Annotated in this window: 18 protein-coding genes; 13 read left to right on the top strand and 5 right to left on the bottom strand. The window is 29.5% G+C overall.

The window, feature by feature from the left end:
• Nucleotides 1–94 precede the first annotated feature (94 nt).
• From SY27_RS09455 to SY27_RS09425, 7 genes are all read left to right on the top strand, one after another.
• Nucleotides 95–832, top strand: a complete 738-nt coding sequence (locus SY27_RS09455) for a type III pantothenate kinase (protein WP_045969588.1) — start codon at nt 95–97, stop codon at nt 830–832.
• Nucleotides 825–2081, top strand: coding sequence for a hypothetical protein (locus tag SY27_RS09450; protein WP_045969586.1), 1257 nt, complete (start codon nt 825–827; stop codon nt 2079–2081). Before SY27_RS09455 ends, SY27_RS09450 begins: the two co-directional genes overlap by 8 nt.
• A gap of 23 nt (nt 2082–2104) precedes the next feature.
• The gene (locus SY27_RS09445) at nt 2105–3478 is read left to right on the top strand and encodes a hypothetical protein (RefSeq protein WP_045969584.1); all 1374 of its coding nucleotides are present in this window, start codon (nt 2105–2107) and stop codon (nt 3476–3478) included.
• A gap of 7 nt (nt 3479–3485) precedes the next feature.
• Nucleotides 3486–4043, top strand: a complete 558-nt coding sequence (lptC, locus tag SY27_RS09440) for an LPS export ABC transporter periplasmic protein LptC (protein ID WP_045969582.1) — start codon at nt 3486–3488, stop codon at nt 4041–4043.
• Between the two features lie 54 nt (nt 4044–4097).
• Nucleotides 4098–4280, top strand: a complete 183-nt coding sequence (locus SY27_RS09435) for a hypothetical protein (RefSeq protein WP_045969580.1) — start codon at nt 4098–4100, stop codon at nt 4278–4280.
• 3 nt (nt 4281–4283) lie between these two features.
• A complete protein-coding gene (locus SY27_RS09430) occupies nt 4284–5552 on the top strand; it encodes a hemolysin family protein (RefSeq protein WP_045969578.1) in 1269 nt (422 codons plus the stop codon).
• A gap of 99 nt (nt 5553–5651) precedes the next feature.
• Entirely contained in the window at nt 5652–7754 is a 2103-nt protein-coding gene (locus tag SY27_RS09425; RefSeq protein ID WP_045969576.1) for a peptidylprolyl isomerase, read from the top strand.
• Nucleotides 7755–7812: 58 nt separating this feature from the next.
• Here SY27_RS09425 and SY27_RS09420 read toward each other — a convergent pair whose 3' ends face one another.
• Nucleotides 7813–8244: a hypothetical protein gene (locus SY27_RS09420; protein ID WP_045969574.1), complete on the bottom strand. Its 432-nt coding sequence runs from the start codon at nt 8242–8244 to the stop codon at nt 7813–7815.
• A 155-nt stretch (nt 8245–8399) separates the two neighbouring features.
• Here SY27_RS09420 and greA point away from each other — a divergent pair, with 155 nt between their 5' ends.
• Together greA and SY27_RS09410 are read left to right on the top strand one after the other, a co-directional pair.
• Nucleotides 8400–8876, top strand: coding sequence for a transcription elongation factor GreA (gene greA / locus SY27_RS09415; protein ID WP_045969572.1), 477 nt, complete (start codon nt 8400–8402; stop codon nt 8874–8876).
• 4 nt (nt 8877–8880) lie between these two features.
• A complete protein-coding gene (locus tag SY27_RS09410) occupies nt 8881–9270 on the top strand; it encodes an HIT family protein (RefSeq protein ID WP_045969569.1) in 390 nt (129 codons plus the stop codon).
• A gap of 124 nt (nt 9271–9394) precedes the next feature.
• Here SY27_RS09410 and SY27_RS09405 read toward each other — a convergent pair whose 3' ends face one another.
• From SY27_RS09405 to aspS, 3 genes are all read right to left on the bottom strand, one after another.
• Nucleotides 9395–9595: a cold-shock protein gene (locus SY27_RS09405; RefSeq protein WP_045969567.1), complete on the bottom strand. Its 201-nt coding sequence runs from the start codon at nt 9593–9595 to the stop codon at nt 9395–9397.
• A gap of 75 nt (nt 9596–9670) precedes the next feature.
• Nucleotides 9671–9904 carry a hypothetical protein gene (locus SY27_RS09400; protein WP_045969564.1) on the bottom strand — a complete coding sequence of 78 codons (234 nt, stop codon included), beginning with the start codon at nt 9902–9904 and terminating at the stop codon, nt 9671–9673.
• 46 nt (nt 9905–9950) lie between these two features.
• Complete coding sequence (gene aspS, locus SY27_RS09395) at nt 9951–11696, bottom strand: aspartate--tRNA ligase (protein ID WP_045969562.1); 1746 nt, start codon at nt 11694–11696, stop codon at nt 9951–9953.
• Between the two features lie 95 nt (nt 11697–11791).
• Here aspS and SY27_RS09390 point away from each other — a divergent pair, with 95 nt between their 5' ends.
• Together SY27_RS09390 and SY27_RS09385 are read left to right on the top strand one after the other, a co-directional pair.
• On the top strand, nt 11792–12796 hold the full coding sequence (locus SY27_RS09390) for a TlpA disulfide reductase family protein (protein WP_045969560.1): 1005 nt from the start codon (nt 11792–11794) through the stop codon (nt 12794–12796).
• Nucleotides 12797–12951: 155 nt separating this feature from the next.
• Nucleotides 12952–13296, top strand: a complete 345-nt coding sequence (locus SY27_RS09385; RefSeq protein ID WP_045969559.1) for a toxin-antitoxin system YwqK family antitoxin — start codon at nt 12952–12954, stop codon at nt 13294–13296.
• Between the two features lie 84 nt (nt 13297–13380).
• Here the strand turns inward: SY27_RS09385 and SY27_RS09380 are convergent, their stop codons facing one another.
• Complete coding sequence (locus SY27_RS09380) at nt 13381–14526, bottom strand: PAS domain-containing sensor histidine kinase (RefSeq protein WP_045969557.1); 1146 nt, start codon at nt 14524–14526, stop codon at nt 13381–13383.
• A gap of 172 nt (nt 14527–14698) precedes the next feature.
• On the opposite strand from SY27_RS09380, the gene SY27_RS09375 reads away from it, so the two are divergent.
• Entirely contained in the window at nt 14699–15574 is an 876-nt protein-coding gene (locus SY27_RS09375; protein ID WP_045969555.1) for a flavin reductase family protein, read from the top strand.
• A gap of 9 nt (nt 15575–15583) precedes the next feature.
• Nucleotides 15584–15958 carry a DUF3127 domain-containing protein gene (locus tag SY27_RS09370; RefSeq protein WP_045969553.1) on the top strand — a complete coding sequence of 125 codons (375 nt, stop codon included), beginning with the start codon at nt 15584–15586 and terminating at the stop codon, nt 15956–15958.
• Nucleotides 15959–16010 lie beyond the last annotated feature (52 nt).

Here is a 16010-nt window from a genome sequence, read left to right as displayed (position 1 = left end):
TTTAGCGAGTGCAAATATAGGATGCTTTTTTAAATATCCAAAACATTTTAAAGAAAAAATCATTTCGTATATTTGCAAACCGAAAAAAATAATCATGCTTTTAACTATAGATATTGGTAATACAAGAATTAAGTGTGCTGTCTTTGAGAATAATATGATTCTATATCAAGATGTTTTCTTAAAAGAAGAAGCTTTAAAAAAAATTGAAAAAATTTTTAATGATTTTCCAAAAATATCAAATTCAATATCTTCTTCAGTCGGAATTTTAGATAATGATTGTTTTAATTTGATAAAAAACAACTCAGATTTAATGGTTGTAACTCCTCAGACGAAATTGCCTTTTTCTAATAAATACAGCACTCCATTAACTTTAGGAATTGATAGAATAGTTCTAATGGCTGGAGCAGCAATACAATTTCCAAATAAAAATTGTTTAATTATTGATGCAGGAACATGTATAACATACGATTTTATAGATGATGAAAATAATTATTTTGGAGGAGCAATATCTCCAGGGATAAATCTTAGATATAATAGTTTACACAATTACACAGCAAAATTACCGTTATTAAAAAAAGAACTTCCTGGTTTTTTTATTGGAAACTCAACAAATGAGTCAATTCATTCGGGAATTATTAACGGTGTGATTCATGAGATAGAAGGTTTTGCTTCACAATATTTTCATAAATATACAGATTTAACAATAATTTTAACAGGAGGCGATGCAGATTTTTTGGCTAAAAGATTAAAAAGCACCATATTTGCCAATTCAAATTTTCTAATTGAGAGTTTGAGCTTATTATTTACTTATGTACAAACAGAAAATGACTAAAAAATTAATAGTTTTTGTAGCGCTTATATTTAGTGTTATTGGTTACTCGCAAGAAAATACGTCTTCACCATATTCTTACTACGGATTAGGCGAGGTGAAATTTAGAGGGACACAAAGTTCAAGAGCAATGGGAGGTTTGGGTATTCAAGGAGATAGTATTAGTCTTAATCTGTTAAATCCTGCGTCATATTCGCATTTAAAATTGACAACTTTAGCTGTTGGAGGTACAACAACTTTTACGAATCTAAAGAATGAAACTGAAGATGGAAAAGCAAAAAGAACAAGTTTAGATTATTTAGCAATAGGTATTCCTATGGGTAAATTTGGAGCTTCGTTTGGGGTTTTACCATATAGTGCAGTAGGTTACAAAATTCAAAATGTAACAACAAATAATGAGGGACAACAAATAAAAAAGACTTTTTCAGGAGAAGGAAATGTTAATAAAGTATTTTTTGGAGGAGCATATTCGGTAAATAAAAATTTAAGTTTTGGTGCAGATGTTCAATATAATTTTGGTAATATTGAAAACGAAAGTATCGAAGGTCTTTCAATAGTGCAATTAGGATCGAGGGAGCGAAATATTTCAAAAATTTCTGGAGCATCATTTAACTTTGGAGGTTTGTATAATCGTAAATGGAATGAAAAAATAGATGTATATGCTAGCTTTGTATTTTCTCCTGAAGCAAGATTGAATTCTAGCAATGAAAGAAATCTAGCTACAGTTACTTATACAGCTAATGGAACAGAAGTTGTGAATGATGATATAGATATTAATGTGAATGACACTAAAATATCTATACCTACAAGAATGTTGTTTGGTTTAGGATTAGGAGAAAAAAATAAATGGATGTTAGGAACGGAAATTACTTTTCAAAGTAATAGTCAATTAACAAACAGATTTAATGATGCAGCCTCTTCTAATGTTACTTATAAAGACGGACAAAAATTTGTATTAGGAGGTTATTATATTCCTAAATATGACTCTTTTTCAAGTTATCTTAATAGAGTAGTTTATAGAGCTGGATTTAGATATGAAAATACAGGTTTAGTTATAAAGGATAAAGAAATTGATGATTATGGCATGAATTTTGGTTTAGGTTTACCACTAGGATTTTCAAAAATAGATATAGGTTTCGAAATTGGAGTAAGAGGAACTACATATTATAACTTAGTAAGAGAAAACTATTTTAACCTAAGTGTAGGTTTATCACTAAGCGACAAATGGTTTAAAAAACGTAAAATAGATTAATAAATTTTTAGAATTAGGATATAATGAAAACTAAATTATCTTTATTATTTGTATCAGCTTTAGGTTTTTTTGTAAATGCACAAAATAACGATGCTTGTACTGAAACTTTAAGTTTAATGGCATCTTCGGTAAAAGCGAAAGATCCAGCAGGATATGATTTCTTAACAACATTAAGAAAAGATTGCCCGTCTTTTGATAAAAGAGTGTATTCTTACGGAGAATTTGCAATCAAACAAAAAATTGACAATGCGGCTGATGAAGTGGAAAAAGAAAAGTATGTACGCGATTTGATGAGTTTCTATGATGAGAATTTTAAATATTTTCCAGAAACAAGTGGAAGTGTAGATATGAAGAAAGGATTAACATTGTTTAATTACAATGTTGGTACTAAAGATGAAATATATGCTTTCTTAGATAAAGCTTTTACAAATGACAAAGCTAATTTTGATTCAACAAGAGCATTATATGCTTATTTCGAAATCTTTGTTAAAGATTATGAAGCTGGAAACAAAGGAATCGCATTACAACAAGTATTTGATAAATATGATGATATTTTAGAGAAATTATCAATTCAAGAAAAGGAATATTCAGATGCAAAAGATGTTTTAATTGCAAAAGAAGAAGCAAATGAAACATTAGATACTAGAGAAGCTAAGGCAAAAGCACGATATGAAGCAAACTTAGAAGATATTGTAACTGTAACATCAAGTATGGATGCTATTATTGTTCAATTATCATCATGTGATAAATTAATTCCTTTTTATCAAAAATCATTTGAAGAAAATAAAGGGAACAAATTATGGTTACAAAGAGCAGCAGATCGTTTAGAAGCTAAAGAATGTGATAGTGATCCATTATTCTCTAAAATATCAGAGGCGCTTTATAAATTAGATCCTAGTGCAGATGCAGCATATAAATTGGGAGTTGTAGAATATCAAAAGAAAAATATTTCTAAAGCGATGGAATATTTTAACCAAGCAGCAAGTTTGTATACTGACAACACTAAGAAAGCAAATGTATACATGAAAATGGCTTCTATTTACACAAAATCAAGTAAAAGCCAAGCTCGTACTTATGCTAGAAAAGCACTTCAAGTTAAACCATCTTATGGTAAAGCATATTTGTTAATTGCACAATTATATGCGAGTAGTTTAAATGACTGTGGAGGAGATCAATTTGAAAGAAGAGCTATGTATTGGTTGGCAGCACAATATTGTGATAAAGCAGCATCAGTAGATTCTTCTTTAAAAGCATCAGCAAGTAGTAGAGCGGCAGGATATAGAGCTGCAGCACCTTCAAAATCTGAGATTTTCAGCAACCCTAAAGGGAATATGTCTGGTAAAAGAATTTCATTTAATTGTTGGGTAGGAGAAAGCGTAATCGTTCCTACTTTGTAATACGAATATGAAAAAAACTAGAAATAGAATATTTAATATAGTCACAGTAAGTATTATTGTGGCTATATTTTTTTCATGTGAAGGTTCATTAAAAGATGTGCAAAAATTTAATCGCTCTTCCTTTTTGCCTTCAGGAGAAGCAGATTCTATTAATTTGAAATACACAGATTCAGGAAAAATAAAATCTATACTTAGAAGTAAAAGAATGTTAGACTATAGTAATATAGAGAACGCTTTTACAGAATTTCCAGAAGGAGTTGTAGTTACGATGTTTGATGACAAAGGTAAAACAACTATCATAGAATCGAATTATGCAATCTCATATAAAAAAACAGAGATTATCGATTTGCAAGGAGATGTTACAATAACATCTAGTGATGGAAAAAAACTAGAAACTTCACAGTTATATTTCGATCAAAAAAATGAATGGTTCTTTACAGAGAAGCATTTTAAATACACAGATAATGAAGGAGGATTTCTTCAAGGTCCAGGCGTAGATTTTAGTAAAGATTTTAAAATCTTTAATATGCAAACCAGTAGTGGTGAGATCAATAGTGCAGAATAAAACAATTTCTTTTTTGTCAATAAATTTCCTTATTTTTGATGAAAATTTGATAAAATGAATTATTTAAAATTTATACAATATTTCTATTTAGCTTTTGGTGTTTTCTTTTTGTACGATGCTTTTACAAAGTATCAAAACAATGAGAATTATATTATGAGTATTGCAATTGCAGTAGTAGCAATAGGAATGTTTTTCTTTAGGAGACATTTTTATAATAAGCATAAAAATCGTCAATAATCTATGGAAATAGCTATAATAGTTATTTGTTTACTGCTTTCTGCTTTTTTCTCTGGAATGGAGATAGCCTACGTTTCATCAAACAAGGTGTATTTGTCAATAGAAAAAAAGCAACACAATTTTAACGCAAGAATCTTATCTAAGCTAACAGAAAAACCATCTCAATTTATTACCTCTATGTTAGTAGGTAATAATGTAGTGTTAGTGGTATATGGTATATATTCGGGTGATTTGTTGATGAATTGGATAACATCATTTAGCTATACTTTTTCACCATTTATAAACCTTTTACTTCAGACATTGCTTTCAACTGCAATAATTTTAATGACAGCAGAGTTTTTGCCAAAAGTATTCTTTCAAATATATGCAAATTCGTTTGTTAAATTATTCGCAGCACCAGCTTATATTTTCTACCAATTATTTTTTTGGGTTTCTAAATTTATTATTTGGATTTCCGATTTTATATTGAAAAAATTTTTTAAAACAGATGGAGATCAGGTTCAAGATTACTTTAGTAAAGTAGAATTAGGAAATTATATTAGCGAACAAATGAGTAGTATTTCTGAAGATCATGAAATTGACTCCGAGATACAAATTTTTCAAAATGCATTAGAGTTTTCTGATTTGAAAGCACGAGATATCATGACACCGCGAACTGAAATTTCAGGAGTAGATATACTGGATTCTGTTTCAGAGTTAAAAGAACTTTTTATAAATACAGGATACTCTAAAATTATAGTATATCAAAATTCAATTGACGATATTTTGGGATATGTTCATTCATTTGAGCTGTTTAAAAAGCCAAAAACAATCAAATCAGTAATGATGCCTATTGAATATGTTCCAGAAACGATTTTTGTAAAAGACTTATTGGATATCTTGACAAAAAAGAGAAAAAGTATGGCGGTAATTCTTGATGAATATGGAGGAACTTCAGGAATTGTTACCGTTGAAGATATAATTGAAGAATTGTTTGGAGAAATAGAAGACGAACACGATTTAGATGAAGAACTAATCGATGAAAAAATAGAAGAAAATGTTTTTTTATTTTCAGGCAGACTCGATGTGGAGTTTATAAATCAAAAATATAACTTATCAATTCCAGAAAACGACTCGTACAGTACATTAGGAGGATATATTGTTCATAATACGAAAGAAATACCTCAAAATGAAGAAAAAATAAAGATAGAAAATTTTGAAATCACCATCCATTCTGCGTCAAATAAAAAGATTGAATTGGTTAGACTTTCAATTCTAGAAGAAAAACAATAAGAAAAAGACAAAAAATTAATATAAATTATAACTTTTCTATTTTATTATTAAATAGATAATTGTATTTTCGCCCACTGAATAAAATTAAATTAATATAAAATGGCAGTTTTATCTAAAATTAGACAACGTTCATTCTTTCTAATCGTAATCATTGCTTTGGCTTTGTTTTCATTCGTTTTAGCAGATGTTATTAAAAATGGGAGTTTTGGTTCGGACTCAAGTAATGTAGGATCTGTAGACGGGACAGATATTGTTGCTCAGCAATTCATGCAAAAAGTAGCTCAAGTTGAAAAACAATCTCAACAACAAGGGCAAAATATGAGTTCAACACAAGCTATGAATAGCGTGTGGGAACAAGAAGTAAGAAGTGTTTTAGTAGGAAAAGAAATAGAGAAAATAGGACTAGGTATTGGTAATGAGCAAGTTATCAATGTTGTTAAAACAAATCCATATTTTTCTCAAAATCCTCAATTTTTAAATGACGCAGGAAAATTTGATGAAAATAAATTCAAAGAATTTGTAAAATCAATTAAAAATGATCCAAATCAAGACCGTTGGGTACAATGGAAGCAATTTGAAGAGGATGTTGCAAAATCAGCTGTAGAACAATTATATTACAATATGATTAAAGGTGGTGTATACACTACTAAAGCAGAAGGTAAATTCAAACATGAATTAGATAATAAAAAAATAGATTTTGATTATGTTACTGTTGGTTTTTCAACTATAAATGACGATCAAGTTAAAGTTTCTGATGATGAAATCATGGCATACATGAAAAAAAATCCTAAGAAATACAAGTCAGATGATACAAGAACTATTGATTATGTTTTTATTGAAAACAAACCATCTGAACAAGATGAAAAAGATTTAGAAACTAAATTTTACGGATATGTGAATGGAGTTGCTAATGGAAAAGATTCAATTCCAAGCTTTAAAGATGTTAAAAATGAAAATGTAATAGCTTTTGTGAACAAAGAATCAGAAATTCCTTTTGACTCTACTTATGTTACTAAAAAAGATTTACCAATAGATTCTCAAGAACAATTGTTTAATTTGTCTACTGGAGAAGTTTTCGGACCTTATGTGAATAATGAATACCAATCATTATCTAGATTAATGGGAAGAAAATCTAACGCAAGTGCAAAAGCAAGTCATATTTTATTAGCATATGAAGGAGCGCAAAATTCAAGTGCAACAAGAACTAAAGAAGAAGCGCAAGCATTAGCAAATAGTTTAATGGCTCAAGCGAAATCAAATCCAGCTAATTTCGCAATGTTAGCATCTACAAACTCAGATGATCCAGGTTCAAAAAATAATGGTGGAGAATATGATAATATCACACCAGGTCAAATGGTTCCTACTTTTAATGATTTTGTATTTAACAATCCAGTAGGAGCAATAGGGGTTGTAGAAACAGATTATGGATTTCACGTAATTAAAGTTTCAGCAAAATATGATGCAGTACAATTAGCGACAATTTCTCAAAAAATTGAACCGTCAAGCACTACAATTGATGCAATATATAATAAGGCAAGTAAATTTGAAGCAGATGCTAATGAGAAAAGCTTTGAAGAAGTGGCTAAAGCATCAAAATTGACAATAGTTCCAGCTTCTAATATTAAGCCATCAGATGAGTTTATTCAAGGATTAGGAGCGCAAAGAGAGATAGTTCGTTGGTCATTTAATGAAGATACAGAAATTGGTACTATTAAGCGTTTTGAAACACCAAAAGGATATGTAATTGCGACATTAAAAAGCAAAAATGATTCAGGATTACTTGCTATGGATGTTGCAAAAGAATCTGTAGGAGTAATATTAAGAAACGAAAAGAAAGCTGAATTAATCAAGAAAAAAATGTCAGGTTCTTCATTAGAAGATGTGGCTAAAGTTTCAGGAGGATCAGTTCTTTCGGCTACTAATGTTTCATTAGGAACTCCAGTAATTCAAAATGTTGGTTCAGAATCAAAAGTAGTAGGTACGGCATTTAGCTTAGCAGAAGGAAAAACTTCAAAATTGATTGTAGGGAATACAGGAGTTTTTATGGTAAAAGCTAAGAAAGTTGTAGCGGCTCCTGCTGTAGATAATTTTACTTCCTTTATCACTCAAGAGAAATCTCAGCAAGCGTCATCTTCACAAATTAGAGCATATCAGGCTATTAAAGAGAAATCAAAAATTAAAGATAATAGAGCTAATTTTTAATTAGAGATTTATAAAATAAAAAAATCCGATGTGAAATTTCACATCGGATTTTTTTATTTTAATTATATACTTTTAAGGTTCTGGAGTTAACTACTTGTACTCTGTATTGTTTCATTGGATATTCTTTTCCAGGTGCTTGGCCAGTGAAGAAACTATATTCCGTGTCGTCACATGAACAAAGTGCCTTAATTCCGTTTATTGTCATGGTTGAGCAATTGCTTAAAGGTTGATTCGGACAAGCGGCATCAAAAGCCACATAATTTCCGCCACCAGCATTAAAAACGAAAATACCTCTAATACCTGCTAACCCATTATTTACGTAAACAGCATTAGTGTCATACAGTAATTGATTGTATTGAGGTAAATTAAGGTTTAGTGTAACGTCTACTGGGTAATTAGGTAAATATGGGTTGTTGTTGTTCACTCGGTCATCTTTGCTACAACCTAGCGATACACCTAATAATATAAAAAATATGATACTTTTTTTCATTTTAATGGAATAAATTTAATATATCAAAATTAATTTATTTAAATTTGACTAACTATAAATATAGCAAAAAATAATTTTAAAATAATAATTACTACCTTTGTAGAAAGGAATCCCATTTCGATGGGATTCTTTCTATTTATATAAATAATGAACTTATGAGTACAGTATCTTATTACACAGCAGAAGGGTTAAAGAAACTTAGAGACGAAGTGGATCATTTAAAAAGTATTGAAAGACCAAAAGCATCACAAGCTATTGCAGAAGCAAGAGATAAGGGTGATCTGTCTGAAAATGCCGAATATGATGCAGCAAAAGAAGCGCAAGGATTACTTGAAATGAGAATTTCTAAAATGGAAGAACTTTTAGCAAATGCTCGTTTAATAGATGAATCACAATTAGATCTTTCTAAAGCACTTGTTCTATCTACAGTTAAAATAAAAAATAAGACTAATGGAATGGAAATGACATATACATTAGTTGCTGAAAGTGAAGCAGATTTAAAAACAGGCAAGATTTCAGTTACTTCTCCAATAGGAAAAGGATTATTAGGAAAGAAAGTAGGTGAAATAGCTGAAATTAATGTGCCAAATGGGACATTACAGTTTGAAATTATAGAAATTACAAGAAATTAATAATATGGCTTCTATTTTTACTAAAATTGTAAACGGTGAAATACCTTGTTATAAAATTGCAGAAGATGAAAATTTTCTTGCTTTTTTAGATGTTAATCCAAATGCTAAAGGACACACATTGTGTATTCCAAAGCAAGAAATCAATAAAATTTTTGACATGGAGGAGGAACTTTATCTAGGATTAATGTCATTCTCTAGAAAAATTGCAAAAGCATTAGAAAAAACAATTGAATGTAAGAGAATAGGAGTTGCAGTAGTTGGTTTAGAAGTTCCACATGTACATGTACACCTTATTCCGCTACAAGATATGGATGATATGCGTTTTCAGAGAAAAGTAAAACTTGAGAAAAGCGAATTTGAAGATTTAGCGAAAAAAATTCAAGAAAAAATATAAATAAAAATCCTACAATTGTAGGATTTTTTTATTTTATATAAAGAGATATTAAAAAATATAGCATACAAAAAATCCTGCAATTGCAGGATTTAATCTTTCTAGGTAACCAAAAAATAATAGTATATTAGTCTTCGATAACTACTACTTGAGCAGCTACTTTACCTTTTCTTCCTTCTTCTTCTTCGTAATTTACTCTTTCTCCTTGAGTTAATGACTCAACTCTCATTCCACTAGCGTGTACGAAAATATCTTTTCCTGTTTCTTCATCAGTGATGAAACCGTAACCTTTTTCTTCATTGAAGAATTTAACTGTGCCTGTTCGCATTTTGTAATATAAAATAATTAATAATATTCAAAGATATACTTATTTGTGAAACAAACACCTTTTTGAGTAAAAAAATTATTGATTTTCAGACTTTTCCTTTTTTTGATTGGTGTTTTTTAATACATAATCTTTAATATTTTTGTTACGATATCGATGATAAATGAATAAAGGCATTAATACTAAAGATAAGATTAGTACACCAATTCCAATCCATTTATCTCCATCACTATTTCCTGAATTTTTAAGAAAATAGCCATATCCTACAAGGGCAAAAAAGGATAGAAGTAATAATCGAAGTATGTATTTCATTTTTTAGTTATATTAAAAAGGACTCTAAAAAGAGTCCTAATAAGATTTATTTTAATTTAATATGTAATTCTTCTAATTGTTTATCATCAATTTTTGCAGGAGCATCAATCATAACATCTCTTCCAGAATTATTTTTTGGGAAAGCAATAAAATCGCGTATTGTTTCTTGACCACCTAAAATAGAAACTAATCTATCTAAACCAAAAGCTAATCCACCATGAGGAGGAGCTCCAAATTCGAAAGCATTCATTAGGAAACCAAATTGTGCTTCTGCCTCTTCTTTACTAAAGCCTAATAAATCAAACATTCTAGATTGTAATTCTTTATCATGAATACGGATTGATCCACCACCTATTTCGTTTCCGTTTAAAACCATATCATAAGCATTTGCTCTTACTTTTCCTGGTTCTGTTTCTATTAATTTAATGTCTTCAGGTTTAGGAGAAGTAAAAGGATGATGCATAGCATGATAACGAGCACTTTCTTCATCCCATTCTAATAGTGGGAAATCGATAACCCATAATGGAGCAAATTCATCAGCTTTACGTAAGCCTAAGCGAGTCGCTAATTCCATACGTAATGCACTTAATTGACCTCTTGTTTTATTTGCTTCACCTGAAAGGACTAAAATTAAATCTCCAGCTTTTGCATTGGTTGCTTCAGCCCATTTTTTTAAGTCTTCTTGATCGTAAAATTTATCTACTGATGATTTGAAAGTTCCGTCTTCTTCGCATTTTACATAAACCATTCCTAATGCACCTACTTGCGGACGTTTTACCCATTCAATTAGAGCATCAATCTCTTTTCTGGAATAAGAAGCACATCCTGGAACAGCAATTCCAACTACTAATTCAGCAGCATTAAATACAGGGAATTCTTTATGTTTTGCAATTTCATTTAATTCACCAAATTTCATGTCAAAACGAATGTCTGGTTTGTCATTTCCGTATGTTTTCATTGCGTAATCATACGTGATTCTTGGGAATTTATCTACATTTATTCCTTTAATTTCTTTTAATAAATGGCGAGTTAATCCTTCAAACATATCTAAGATGTCTTCTTGCTCAACAAAAGCCATTTCACAATCTATTTGTGTAAATTCAGGTTGCCTATCTGCACGTAAATCTTCATCACGAAAACATTTTACAATTTGAAAATATTTATCCATTCCACCTACCATTAATAATTGTTTAAAAGTTTGTGGAGATTGTGGTAAAGCGTAAAATTGCCCTTCATTCATTCTACTTGGCACTACAAAATCTCTAGCACCTTCTGGAGTAGATTTAATTAAATAAGGAGTTTCAATTTCACAAAATCCTTTATCTGAAAGAAATTTGCGAACTTCCATACTTACTTTATGACGAAATAATAAATTATTTTTTACAGGATTCCTTCTGATATCTAAATAGCGATATTTCATTCTAATATCTTCTCCACCATCTGTTTCATCCTCAATTGTGAAAGGAGGAAGCATTGCTTCGTTTAGTATTGTAAGTTCTGAAACTAGAATTTCAATTTCTCCTGTTGGAATATTTTTATTTTTAGACTCGCGCTCAATTACTTTTCCTTTAACTTGAATAACAAATTCTCTACCAAGTGATTTTGCTTTTTCAAAAACAGACTTATCCGTTCTCTCTTCATCTAAGATTAATTGAGTAATTCCGTAACGATCACGTAGATCTATCCAAACCATAAAACCTTTATCACGAGATTTTTGTACCCAACCTGCTAATGTTACTTCCGTATTGATGTGTGAAGCATTTAATTCTCCACAAGTATGACTTCTATACATTTTCTTAAATTTTATGCAAAAGTAATAACAAATATTAATTTTATAGCTTAAATTTATTAGATTTGATTTTTATTTTTTAACTCAATTTAGGATTTATGAAAAAAGTATTAATGTTATTTTTATTTGCTGTTTTATCTACTTACGGACAAAATAGTACTGAATTTGTTTTGTTTCAAGGGAAAATTGCAAATCGAAATTCAGATTCAATTGTTTTATCTTCAGGTAGAAGCTTCAAAAAAACAATAAAACTGAATAAAAAAGGAGAATTTAAAGATAAAATTGAAATTCCTGCTACTGGTTTATTTCGATTTTTCGATGGAACTGAAGGAACGTTATTATTCTTAAAAAACGGGTATGATTTAAAGTTAGCAATGGATGCAAAGCAGTTTGACGAATCTATTGTTTATAAAGGAGAAGGAGCTAAAGAAAATAATTATTTAGCGCAAAAAGCATTGTTGGATGAAGTTTTTCAGAATGATTTAGAAGCTCTTTTAGAAAAAGATGAAGCTATATTTGCTAACAGTTTAGAAAAGAAGAAAAGTGGAGATCTAGAAAAACTAGGTAATGCAGGAATAGATGAAGAACTAGCTAGTATTGTTAAATCAATTATTGAGCAAGAATCGGCTATGTTGACTCAATATTATAATCAAAAGAAAAAAGCGAATGAGATGAATGGTAAACCAAGTCCTTCGTTTAGTTTTGAAAATCATAAAGGAGGAATTACAAAATTAGAAGACTTTAAAGGGAAATATGTATATATAGATGTTTGGGCAACTTGGTGTGCACCTTGTAGAGCAGAAATTCCTTTTTTGAAAAAAATTGAAGAAGAATTTAAAGGAAAAAATATTGAGTTTGTAAGTATTTCTATTGATACTAAAAAGGATTATGAAAAATGGAAGAAATTTGTATCTGATAAAGAATTAGGAGGTGTTCAATTAGTTGCTGATAATGATTGGAACTCGGATTTTGTAAAAGCTTTTGGAATTAATGGAATTCCTAGATTTATATTAGTTGGCCCTGACGGGAATGTTGTATATTCTGATGCTCCAAGGCCTTCATCAGAAGGATTGTCAGCTAAATTAGAAGACCTTCTTAATTAATTTTTTTAAAAGAAAAGACATTAACCAATGCGTTTGCATTGGTTTTTTTATGATTCTTTTTCAATGTTACCAAATTGTTAAGTAAATGTTTTTTTAATGTAAAATATTTTGTTATATTTGTTATAGAATAATTTAACCTATTAAAAGACAGTCTTATGAAAAAGATAATAATTACAGGAGCTTTATTAATTTCGAGTTTTATTTTTGCTCAAAATGTTGAACCAAAATTTGAAGTAGTTGATAAAATGGTTAAAGCAACATATTATCATGATAATGGTCAGGTTAAACAAGAAGGTTTTTACTTAGATGGGAAATTACATGGAAAGTGGGTTTCTTATAATGATAAAGGAGTGAAAGAAACTATTGGAGAATATGATAAAGGAGATAAAGTAGGGAAATGGTTTTTTTGGAATGCAAATCAATTAAGTGAAGTAGACTTTTCTAACAGTAGAATTGTTGAAGTTAAGAAATGGTCTAGTGAGTCGCTAGTAAAAAATTAATATTATTTTTTGTATAAATAGTTAAAAAAAGAAGGATGGAAATTATTGCCATCCTTTTTTGTGTCATTATTTGATATAAAAAAACTACTTTAAATAGCTTACCTGAATAGTTGTTCCTTTACCTATTTCAGAAGCAATTACTTTTATTTTTCCGTTATGATATTCTTGTACAATTCTTTTAGTAAGTGAAAGTCCTAATCCCCAACCTCTTTTTTTGGTAGTAAATCCAGGTTCAAATATTTTTGTAAACTGATTTTTAGGTATTCCTTTTCCAGTATCTGATATTTTTATCTTTACAATATTGCCAGAATCTTCAATCATGATGTCTAACTTCCCTTTTCCTTTCATTGCATCAATTGCATTCTTAACAAGATTTTCAATAGTCCAACTATGTAATATAGAATTCATAGGAATAAGTATGGGATAATTTGGAGCAGAAAAGTTAAAAAGAACATGTTTTGATGTTCTGGATTTTAGATATTCAAAAGAATTTTTAGTTTCTTCTATGATATTTAGGTTTTCTAGAATAGGTTCACTACCTATCTTTGAAAATCTGTCAGTAATAGTTTGTAGTCGATTGATGTCTTTTTCTATTTCTTCAATAGTACTTTCTTCAACATTGTCTAATTTTAAAATTTCAAGCCAACCAATTAAAGATGATAAAGGAGTACCTATTTGATGAGCAGTTTCTTTTGCCATTCCAGCCCATAGTTTATTTTGAGTTGCCATTTTTGTGGCTCTATAAAAGTTATAAACAACTGCTCCAAAAAGAATAATAATTAAGATTAAGGCAATAGGGTAGTATTTTAGTTTGTTTAGTAAAGGAGAATTACCATAATATATTAAACGATAATTATCATCAGAAAGTGACATTTTGATAGGCTGGTTTTCTGATTTGATTTTTTCAAAAAGTTTCTTTAGTTTGATACTGTCTTTAGTAATTTCTTCCTCAATATTATTATGATTTAAGATAACTCCACTACCATTTGTTTCAATCATTGGATTAGAATTATTTGTACTTATAAGTTGAAAGGGTAAATCTACATCAGTAAATTCATTAGCATTTGCCAATGTTTTTTGAGCAGAAGCCCAAAGTTCCATTTTTGTACGTTCATCAGTTTTGAAAATTTGAAAAAAGGTATATGTATTCCAAAGTATAACAATTACAATGAGAAAAGAAGCTAATATAATAAACCAACGAGTTAATTCTCGCTTTTCAGAAAATCGCATAAAAAATATTTGTTAGTAAAAGTACTGAAAAAGTAACGAATCATTAACGTACAAAACGTTGCTTTTACATATATATTTTATTTTTTAAAGTAAAAGATAAAGATTTTATATAAATAGCTTTTCAATTTGGCACCATATTAAAATTGTGTAATTTTGTAAAAATCTTTTCAAAATGATATCAATAAATCCGAAAGAAATTTCATCTGCAAAATTACAAGGCTATTTACAAGGTGCTGTTGCTCCAAGACCAATTGCTTTTGCAAGTACAATAGATGAAAATGGAATTCCTAATTTATCACCATTTAGTTTCTTTAATGTTTTTAGTTCAAATCCTCCAATCTTGATTTTTTCTCCAGCAAGAAGAGTAAGAGATAATTCGATAAAACATACTTTAATAAATTCAAAGAAGACAAAAGAAGTTGTTATTAATGTTGTGAATTATGATATTGTACAACAAATGTCTTTATCAAGTACAGAATATCCAGATGGTGTAAATGAATTTTTGAAATCAGGTTTAACAATGATAAAATCAGATGTAGTAAAACCATTTAGAGTAGCAGAAAGTCCTGTTCAATTTGAATGTGTTGTGAATGAGGTTATTGCATTGGGAGACCAAGGAGGAGCAGGGAATTTGATTATTTGTGAAGTAGTTAAAATTCATATAAATGAAGCGGTTTTAGATGAAAATGGAGCAATTGATCAGTATAAAGTAGATTTAGTTGCCAGAATGGGAGGGAATTGGTACAGTAGAGCAAATAAAGGAATGTTTGAAGTAGAAAAGCCAATATCAACACTAGGAATAGGAGTGGATAATGTACCAGATTTCATAAAAGAAAGTTCTGTTTTTGAGGGTAATGATTTAGGAAAATTGGGAAATATTGAAGCGATTCCATCTGAAGAAGAAATTACTATCTTTGCAAAAGATAATTTTGAGATAAAAGCAGTTTTGAGTTCAGATGACGAATTAAAGAAACATGAATTAGCAAAAAAATATTTAGATAATAATGAAGTTTTAAGTGCTTGGAAAGTACTTTTGGCGAACAAATAAATTTTAAAAATGGAAGTAACAGGTAGAGTAAAAGTAATTAATCCAGTACAACAAATAAGCGCAACGTTTAAGAAAAGAGAGATAGTTGTAACAACGGAAGAACAATATCCACAACATATAATGATTGAGTTCACACAGGATAAAACAGATTTATTAAATAATTATAATCCTGGAGAACAAGTAAAAGTATCGATTAATTTAAGAGGAAGAGAATGGGTTAATCCACAAGGAGAAACTAAATATTTTAATTCAATACAAGGTTGGAGAATTGAGAAAGTGCAAGCAGAAGCACCATCAAATCAAGTTCCTCCTATGCCAGCTGCTGATGCTTTTGAGCCAGCAACGAACTTCAATGAAGAAGAGCATGACGATTTACCTTTTTAAAAGAAAAATAGAGTAAAGAGCAAAGAATAAAGAAAGCCATTCTAATTTTAGA

The organism is Flavobacterium sp. 316 (genome assembly GCF_000967805.1).
GTDB classification, from domain to species: Bacteria; Bacteroidota; Bacteroidia; order Flavobacteriales; family Flavobacteriaceae; genus Flavobacterium; species Flavobacterium sediminilitoris.
The sequence above is the reverse complement of the archived record's forward strand: the minus strand, read 5'-3'. Positions and strand labels throughout refer to the sequence as shown.

Coding starts and splice junctions, on each gene's coding strand:
- SY27_RS09455 (WP_045969588.1), top strand. CDS start 95: ATGCTTTTAACTATAGATATTGGTAATACAAGAATTAAGTGTGCTGTC.
- SY27_RS09450 (WP_045969586.1), top strand. CDS start 825: ATGACTAAAAAATTAATAGTTTTTGTAGCGCTTATATTTAGTGTTATT.
- SY27_RS09445 (WP_045969584.1), top strand. CDS start 2,105: ATGAAAACTAAATTATCTTTATTATTTGTATCAGCTTTAGGTTTTTTT.
- lptC (WP_045969582.1), top strand. CDS start 3,486: ATGAAAAAAACTAGAAATAGAATATTTAATATAGTCACAGTAAGTATT.
- SY27_RS09435 (WP_045969580.1), top strand. CDS start 4,098: ATGAATTATTTAAAATTTATACAATATTTCTATTTAGCTTTTGGTGTT.
- SY27_RS09430 (WP_045969578.1), top strand. CDS start 4,284: ATGGAAATAGCTATAATAGTTATTTGTTTACTGCTTTCTGCTTTTTTC.
- SY27_RS09425 (WP_045969576.1), top strand. CDS start 5,652: ATGGCAGTTTTATCTAAAATTAGACAACGTTCATTCTTTCTAATCGTA.
- SY27_RS09420 (WP_045969574.1), bottom strand. CDS start 8,244: ATGAAAAAAAGTATCATATTTTTTATATTATTAGGTGTATCGCTAGGT.
- greA (WP_045969572.1), top strand. CDS start 8,400: ATGAGTACAGTATCTTATTACACAGCAGAAGGGTTAAAGAAACTTAGA.
- SY27_RS09410 (WP_045969569.1), top strand. CDS start 8,881: ATGGCTTCTATTTTTACTAAAATTGTAAACGGTGAAATACCTTGTTAT.
- SY27_RS09405 (WP_045969567.1), bottom strand. CDS start 9,595: ATGCGAACAGGCACAGTTAAATTCTTCAATGAAGAAAAAGGTTACGGT.
- SY27_RS09400 (WP_045969564.1), bottom strand. CDS start 9,904: ATGAAATACATACTTCGATTATTACTTCTATCCTTTTTTGCCCTTGTA.
- aspS (WP_045969562.1), bottom strand. CDS start 11,696: ATGTATAGAAGTCATACTTGTGGAGAATTAAATGCTTCACACATCAAT.
- SY27_RS09390 (WP_045969560.1), top strand. CDS start 11,792: ATGAAAAAAGTATTAATGTTATTTTTATTTGCTGTTTTATCTACTTAC.
- SY27_RS09385 (WP_045969559.1), top strand. CDS start 12,952: ATGAAAAAGATAATAATTACAGGAGCTTTATTAATTTCGAGTTTTATT.
- SY27_RS09380 (WP_045969557.1), bottom strand. CDS start 14,526: ATGCGATTTTCTGAAAAGCGAGAATTAACTCGTTGGTTTATTATATTA.
- SY27_RS09375 (WP_045969555.1), top strand. CDS start 14,699: ATGATATCAATAAATCCGAAAGAAATTTCATCTGCAAAATTACAAGGC.
- SY27_RS09370 (WP_045969553.1), top strand. CDS start 15,584: ATGGAAGTAACAGGTAGAGTAAAAGTAATTAATCCAGTACAACAAATA.